This window comes from Streptomyces sp. NPDC048483 (assembly GCF_040651455.1).
Lineage (GTDB): Bacteria > Actinomycetota > Actinomycetes > Streptomycetales > Streptomycetaceae > Streptomyces.
Map to the genome: position 1 here is coordinate 1 of NZ_JBEZJZ010000205.1, position 6770 is coordinate 6770.

Sequence of the window (6770 nt, forward strand, 5' to 3'; positions counted from 1 at the left end):
GACCGGCCCCGCCCCCTCGTCCGGGGTGGGCGATACTGGGTTCGAACCAGTGACCTCTTCGGTGTGAACGAAGCGCTCTCCCACTGAGCTAATCGCCCGGGCGCACCGCCAACATTACCCCACGTCGGCGGGCGCTCCCGACCATTTACGGGTCACTCGCCGACCTTCCACGGCATCGCAAAGCCGAACTTCCACACATAGACCGCCAGCAGCGCGGCGATGATCACCACGCCGATGGCCGTGAGAATGATGTTGCGGCGCCGCACCTTGGGGTCGAGCGCCTTCTGCGCCGCTTCGGTGACCTTGCGCTTGGTCCACCGCAGCACCAGCTGGGCCCAAACGAATTCGGTCGCCCAGATCGCCATGCCGGCAAAGATCACCAGCCAGCCGGGCCCCGGCAGCGGCAGCATGATCACGCCCGCGACCACCACCGCGAGGCCGACCACGAAGACGCCGACCTGCCAGCTCACATGCAGCGGCCGGGACCGCTTGATGAAGTGCGGCGCGCGCGAACCGAGCGGCTGCTCGGCCTGCGCGGCGCCTTCCTCGGCGGATTCCCGCCCCCCGTTACTCTCCGTATTCATAAGGCCCAACTTACCGGAAGCGATCCCTCCGCCGGAATTACCGCTGAGGACGATCCCGCAATCCGCCGTAAGAGGTACCTGAAGCCACCCAAAACCGTCAGAGGGGTTTACAACGGCACCGTAGGTGGCATGTCGATTTCGCCGACGTGCGAATCCCCGAGCGCACACTGAGCGAAAGGCCCTGGCGCTTATGAACACCACGGTCAGCTGCGAGCTGCACCTGCGCCTCGTTGTGTCGAGCGAGTCCTCACTGCCTGTACCCGCGGGCCTGCGGTATGACACGGCCGATCCCTATGCCGTGCATGCCACCTTCCACACCGGAGCCGAGGAGACCGTCGAGTGGGTTTTCGCCCGCGACCTCCTCGCCGAGGGCCTGCACCGGCCCACGGGCACCGGAGACGTCCGCGTATGGCCGTCCCGGAGCCATGGTCAGGGTGTCGTCTGCATCGCCCTGAGCTCCCCGGAGGGCGAAGCCCTGCTGGAAGCCCCGGCGCGGGCTCTCGAATCCTTCCTCAAGAGGACCGATGCCGCCGTACCGCCCGGTACGGAACACCGGCATTTCGATCTCGACACCGAGCTCTCCCACATCCTGGCGGAGAGCTGAGACGCACCACAGCCGCCCACCGCAACCACCCGCTCACACTTGCAGCCGTCCGACTCGGGGAGACGGCGCAGGACCGACAAGTTCATACGGCACACTCCGGCGCCGTCGCCGCGGACCCACCGCGGAGACGGCGCCGAGGCTTGTTCCAGGCGCTAGAGTCGGCGACCATTCGGCAACGACACCGGGGGCGGCACCCGTCCGCCCCCCACTCGGCCAGGGAGCGGAACCGTGCTGATCACCCATGACACCCGGTGCGCGCTCGACGCGGTTGTCGATCTGCTCAACACCGCACCGGAGGGCGAGGCACCCGGCGCGCCGGACACCCTGACCGACCTCGCGGCGCTCGAGGACTTCGTCCAGCACAACAGCATCAGCGATGTGGGTGCCCTCGCGGAGGCCGATCTGGCGGCCGTACGGGACCTGCGGGCGCGGCTCACCCAGGTCTTCGCGGCCAAGGACGACCATGAGGCCGCCGAGCTGCTCAATGCGCTGGTCGCCTCGGCCGGCACCACCCCGCAGCTGACCGATCACGACGGCTACAACTGGCATGTCCACTACTTCGCGCCGGGCGCCTCGGTCGCCGACCATCTGGCCGCGGACGGCGGGATGGCACTGGCCTTCATCGTCGTCGCCGGCGAACGCGAGCGGCTGCGGCACTGCGAGGCGCCGGACTGCCGGCATGCCTTCGTCGATCTCTCCCGCAACCGCTCCCGGCGCTACTGCGACAGCCGCACCTGCGGCAACCGCCTGCATGTCGCGGCGTACCGGGCCCGGCAGCGGGATGCGGCAGGCTGAGGGACGGAGCGCCGTGCCGACGGCGTGGCGCCGACGCCCGGCGGCTCACAGGATGTAGAGGTCGTGTACGGCGCCGAGAAGGAGCAGAAAGCCGATGATGCCGAGGAAGAGCATCAGCGGCGGCTGGGACAGCGCGAAAAGGCAGCCGCGCGTTTCGGGGGCCGGGGCGTCCTCCCGGGCCAGGGCGCACTCATCGTTCATCTCGCGCGCATCATGGCGCAGATGATCGTCTTCGTGCTCCCAATATCCGCCTCAGCAGCGGGAGTTCATCAGATCCCGTGCTTTTTCAGGATCGCTTCGATGTCCGAGAAGTCATCCTTCGGTGCACCGCCCTTGGCCTTTGCCTTCCCGGCCGGCTGCGCAGCCGGCTGAGCCGCGCCGCGGCCGGTGGTGAGGGACGGCGCGGAGGCGGCCGGCGCCACCACACCCGCACCGGCTGCCGCGGCGGCCTTGCGCTCCTTGCGGCCGCCTGTGCCACCCCTGCGGCGCTCCACCATCCTGCTGATCATGAACAGCACGACCGAGATCGCGAGCACGCCGAAGCCGGCCCAGACCGTGGGCTTGAAGACGATGTTGGTGACCCAGTCGATGACGCCCGTCATCACCAGGCCGATGGGGATCAGCGAAAACGCCGCGATCCGGGTCGCGGCCAGAAAACGCTTGCGGTAGGCCGTGATCGCGGCGATGGCCAGGCCCGCCGCCGACACTGCGGCACAGACCGTCGAGGTCAGCATCCGGTCCTCCTGCCAGTGGATGGCCGAGCGCGCAGCGTGCTCCGTGCTGTGCCCTCGATGTGCTTCCTTCCATCCTGCCCTGTCCGGCGCCCGAACGGACATGTTCCGCCCGGCTTCAGGGACATCTCGGGGTACTTCAGGGTCGTCTCGGGGTCGGACACCTCCGAAGGTGCCGTTTCGGGCTCCTGCGTACGGGCTGGAAGACTGGCCCCATGAACGACGCCACCGCCTCCGGCCCCGCCCGTCCCCCGCGCCCCGTCCTCGACGTGTGGTGCGAGCTCCAGTGCCCGGACTGCCATGCCGCCCTGGACGATCTGCGGGCGCTGCGCGAGCGCTACGGCGACCGGCTGGAGGTCCGGCTGCGCCACTTCCCCCTGGCCAAGCACAAGCACGCCTATGTCGCGGCCCAGGCCGCCGAGGAGGCCGCCGAGCAGGGGCAGGGCCGGGCGTACATCGAGGCGGTGCTGGGCCGCACCGAGGAGCTCGCCAAGGGCGGTGAGAAACTGCTGCTGAAGGTGGCCGGGGAGCTGGGGCTGGACGCCGAGGAGATGGACACCGCGCTGATCGACGGGCGGCATCTGCTGATCGTCGACGCGGACCAGGCAGAGGGCAAGGCGATCGGCGTGACCGGTACCCCGACGTATGTGATCGGCGGCGAGCGGCTGGACGGCGGCACGAGCCAGGAGGGGCTGCGCGCCCGTATCGAGGAGATCGCCGACCGGCTGCTCGACGAGCACGAGCAGGGCTGAAACACCGCTCCCCCGCCCTCGGCTACAGGATCCGCTTCCACAGCTCGTACGCCGTGGGCCGGTAGCCCAGCGAGCCGTACAGCCCGAGCGCGGGCGCGTTGTCCGCGTACACATTGAGCCCGAGCAGCGGCCTGCCCGCCGCGAGGCACACCCGCTCGGCGACGAGCATCAGCGTGCGGCCGTGGCCCCGGCCGCGGTGCTCGGGGGCCACCGTCACCTCCACCACATAGCCACCGGGATGGCCGGGGATCTCCACCGCCACCCACAGGGTGCCGACATCGGCCCCGTGGTGCGAAAGGATCCGCAGCGCGTGGCCATGCGTTGCCTCGCCGTCCGGAAGCATCGCGGCATGCCCGTCGTACGACGCCCGCTCGGCCCGTTCGCGGGAGACACCCAGGCACGTCTGCACCCGGATGTGCTCGGCGAGCGCCGCCGCGCGCCAGGCCGGGTACTCCGCCGCGCTCAGCCGGCGCTCATGGCTGCCTTCGGGGAGCTCGGGCGGCACGTCCAGTGCCTTGGTCATCTTGCGGCTGCGCTCGGTGTAGCCCAGGGCGGCGGCCAGGCGTACGGCGGCCTCGGCGTCGGCCGGGACGGTCACCTCGATCTGTTTGCAGCCCCAGCCGCGCAGCACTTCCTCGGCGGCGAGGGCCGCGACGGTGGCGCGGCCGCGGTGCCGGTCCGGCCGGTCGATGTCCAGCGCCTCGATCCGGCCGGCGACCGGCCCGAACCGGGCATCGGTGCTCAGTCGGATCCCGCCGACACGCCGGCTGTTGACACAGACGTCGTACGAACGGGCCCGGCCCCCGTCGTCATGGCGTTCTTCCCGTCCCGCGGGGCGCAGCGTAGTGGTCACGGGGACTTCCTACCCTGCTGTGCAGGGCGGGCATCACCGGGACCTCATCGGCGCTCACCGGGACCTCACCGGGGATCGAAGTCCGCGGCCGCCTGCTCGTCGAAGATGCGCATGGCCTCGGCGGTCACCGGGCCGGGTCCGTCGGCCAGTTGGCGGCCGTCGATCCTGGTCACCGCCTGGACGTCGCGCAGGGTGGAGGTCAGGAAGATCTCCTCGGCCCGCTCGAGGACGTCCAGCGGCAGATCGGTCTCCTTGGCGCCCGCCCAGGTGATCGTCAGGACACGGGTGATGCCCGCCAGGCAGCCGGAGTGCAGCGGTGGGGTGTGCAGTTCGCCGTCCAGGACGACGAAGACATTGGAGCCGGTGCCCTCGCAGAGCCGGCCGACGGTGTTGGCGAACAGCGCCTCGGTTGCGCCCAGTTCGCGGGCGCGGGCGAGCGCGACGACGTTCTCGCCGTACGAGGTGGTCTTCAGGCCGGCGAGCGCGCCGCGTTCGTTACGGGTCCAGGGGACGGTGACCGCGGCGGTGGTGTCGGCGCGGCGGTGGGCCTCGGAGGCCGCGATGACCAGCGTCGGGCCGTTGTTCCCGCGGTCCGAGCCGAGCGGCGACAGACCGCCGGTATAGGTGATCCGCAGCCGGGCGAGCGCCATCGGGTGGGCGTCCAGGACGGCCGCGCAGCCGCGCCGGACTTCGTCGAGATCGGGTTCGGGCAGGCCGAGCCCCCGCGCGGAGGTGGCCAGGCGCTCCAGGTGGCGGGTGAGGGCGAAGGCGCGTCCGTGGTCGGCCTTGACGGTCTCGAAGACCCCGTCGCCGACCGTCAGCCCGTGGTCGAAGACCGAGACATGGGCGCCGTCCGCGTCCGTCAGTCCCCCGTCGAGCCAGATCTTCATCGTCGCCGTCCTCCGCTCACTTCATGCACACCCGACGCTACCGCGAGCAGTCGGCTCGCCTTCAACTCCGTCTCGGCCCACTCCCTCTCCGGGTCGGAGTCCCAGATGATCCCCGCACCGGCACCGAACCGCAGGACGGCCCCGCCGGCCGCGGCGCGGTCGATCCAGAACGTACGGATGCCGACGTTGAGCTCGCCGGTCCGGCGGTCCGCGTCGACCCAGCCGATGCCGCCGCAGTACGGGCCGCGGGGCGTGGTCTCCAGCTCGTCGATGATCCGCAGCGCGCTGGACTTGGGGGCGCCGGTGACCGAGCCGGGCGGGAAGGTGGCTTCCAGCAGATCCGCCCAGGCCGTCCGCTCGTGCGCCCCGGCCAGTTCGCCGCGCACCGTGGAGACCAGGTGGACGAGGCCGGGGTGCGGCTCGACGGCGCACAGTGCCGGGACGGTCACCGTGCCTGTGGCGCAGACCCGGCCGAGATCGTTGCGGACCAGGTCCACGATCATCACGTTCTCCGCCCGGTCCTTCTCGGAGAGGTCCTCGGCCGTCCTGCCGGTGCCTTTTATGGGCCCGGACTCGACCGTGCGGCCCGTGCGCCGCAGAAACAGCTCCGGCGAGGCGGAGGCGACCTCGACGCCGTGGGCGGGCAGCCGGACCATGCCCGCGTACGGGGCGGGGTTGCCGCGGGCCAGCACCGCGGACAGCGCGTCCACATCGCTGCGGGCGGGGTCGGGCAGCGGAGCGGACAGCACCCGGCAGAGGTTCACCTGGTAGACCTCGCCCGCCGCAATGTACGCACGGACCCACCGCACACCGGCGGTATAGGCGGCGCGGTCCATGGAGCTGTGCCAGTGGCCGTGGGCGGGGCCGCGCCAGTCGCCGGGGTCGGGCTCGTCGGCGCTGGTGGCGGGGCGGACGTCGCCGAAGCGGGCGCAGACCACGTCCCCTTCGAAGCCGGCGACGACGGCCCACCAGCCCGTCGAGTCCAGGGCCGCGGGATCGGTGGTGACATCACGCAGGTCGGTGGCTATCAGACCGCCGAAGCGGGCCATGGGAGGGAAGTCGCGCACGTCAGTGAGTCTATGGCCGGGGCCCGACCGCCGCCTTGGCCGAGAGAGCAGCGCAGCACGCTGCACAAACGCGTTTTTGTACTGGCCCCGGAATCCGCTAGAGTTCAACACGTCGCCGGGACGCGGAAGCGCCCCGGAGGCCAAGTAGCTTCCGGACGTAGTCTGGGAGAGACAATCTGCGGACGTAGCTCAGTTGGTAGAGCACCACCTTGCCAAGGTGGATGTCGCGAGTTCGAGTCTCGTCGTCCGCTCGATGTGGGGATCTTCCCGAACCCCCTCACTCCTGGTGGAGTGGCCGAGAGGCGAGGCAACGGCCTGCAAAGCCGTCTACACGGGTTCAAATCCCGTCTCCACCTCCAAGGACGATTAGCTCAGCGGGAGAGCGCTTCCCTGACACGGAAGAGGTCACTGGTTCAATCCCAGTATCGTCCACTGGCCCGGTTTCAACGTGACCACCCGGGAAGATCTCGGCGGTAGAGCGCTGAAGTGACACG

9 protein-coding genes and 4 tRNA genes are annotated in these 6770 nt (G+C 70.4%); 6 read left to right on the forward strand and 7 right to left on the reverse strand.

Annotated features, from left to right (window positions below):
• Positions 1-26 precede the first annotated feature (26 nt).
• Positions 27-98: transfer RNA gene (locus AB0D04_RS41890), tRNA-Val, on the reverse strand.
• 54 nt (positions 99-152) lie between these two features.
• Positions 153-584, reverse strand: a complete 432-nt coding sequence (locus AB0D04_RS41895; protein WP_362712666.1) for a TIGR02611 family protein — start codon at positions 582-584, stop codon at positions 153-155.
• Positions 585-774: 190 nt separating this feature from the next.
• On the opposite strand from AB0D04_RS41895, the gene AB0D04_RS41900 reads away from it, so the two are divergent.
• Together AB0D04_RS41900 and AB0D04_RS41905 are read left to right on the forward strand one after the other, a co-directional pair.
• Entirely contained in the window at positions 775-1188 is a 414-nt protein-coding gene (locus AB0D04_RS41900) for an SsgA family sporulation/cell division regulator (protein WP_003959770.1), read from the forward strand.
• A gap of 228 nt (positions 1189-1416) precedes the next feature.
• Entirely contained in the window at positions 1417-1983 is a 567-nt protein-coding gene (locus tag AB0D04_RS41905) for a CGNR zinc finger domain-containing protein (RefSeq protein ID WP_362712667.1), read from the forward strand.
• 45 nt (positions 1984-2028) lie between these two features.
• On the opposite strand, the gene AB0D04_RS41910 is transcribed toward AB0D04_RS41905, so the two are convergent.
• Positions 2029-2184, reverse strand: a complete 156-nt coding sequence (locus AB0D04_RS41910; protein ID WP_362712668.1) for a hypothetical protein — start codon at positions 2182-2184, stop codon at positions 2029-2031.
• 68 nt (positions 2185-2252) lie between these two features.
• On the reverse strand, positions 2253-2717 hold the full coding sequence (locus AB0D04_RS41915; RefSeq protein ID WP_362712669.1) for a hypothetical protein: 465 nt from the start codon (positions 2715-2717) through the stop codon (positions 2253-2255).
• A gap of 212 nt (positions 2718-2929) precedes the next feature.
• Between AB0D04_RS41915 and AB0D04_RS41920 the strand changes: the two genes are divergently transcribed.
• Positions 2930-3466, forward strand: coding sequence for a DsbA family protein (locus AB0D04_RS41920; RefSeq protein ID WP_362712670.1), 537 nt, complete (start codon positions 2930-2932; stop codon positions 3464-3466).
• A gap of 22 nt (positions 3467-3488) precedes the next feature.
• Here AB0D04_RS41920 and AB0D04_RS41925 read toward each other — a convergent pair whose 3' ends face one another.
• From AB0D04_RS41925 to AB0D04_RS41935, 3 genes are all read right to left on the reverse strand, one after another.
• Positions 3489-4319, reverse strand: coding sequence for a GNAT family N-acetyltransferase (locus AB0D04_RS41925; protein ID WP_362712672.1), 831 nt, complete (start codon positions 4317-4319; stop codon positions 3489-3491).
• A gap of 65 nt (positions 4320-4384) precedes the next feature.
• Positions 4385-5209 carry an aminodeoxychorismate lyase gene (locus AB0D04_RS41930; RefSeq protein ID WP_362712674.1) on the reverse strand — a complete coding sequence of 275 codons (825 nt, stop codon included), beginning with the start codon at positions 5207-5209 and terminating at the stop codon, positions 4385-4387.
• A complete protein-coding gene (locus AB0D04_RS41935; RefSeq protein ID WP_362712676.1) occupies positions 5206-6276 on the reverse strand; it encodes a chorismate-binding protein in 1071 nt (356 codons plus the stop codon). The genes AB0D04_RS41930 and AB0D04_RS41935 overlap by 4 nt, the downstream gene beginning before the upstream one ends.
• A gap of 178 nt (positions 6277-6454) precedes the next feature.
• On the opposite strand from AB0D04_RS41935, the gene AB0D04_RS41940 reads away from it, so the two are divergent.
• The 3 genes from AB0D04_RS41940 to AB0D04_RS41950 all read left to right on the forward strand — a co-directional run bounded on the left by AB0D04_RS41940 (position 6455) and on the right by AB0D04_RS41950 (position 6708).
• Positions 6455-6527 (forward strand) — tRNA-Gly (locus AB0D04_RS41940).
• Positions 6528-6561: 34 nt separating this feature from the next.
• Positions 6562-6635: transfer RNA gene (locus AB0D04_RS41945), tRNA-Cys, on the forward strand.
• A gap of 1 nt (position 6636) precedes the next feature.
• Positions 6637-6708: transfer RNA gene (locus AB0D04_RS41950), tRNA-Val, on the forward strand.
• Positions 6709-6770 lie beyond the last annotated feature (62 nt).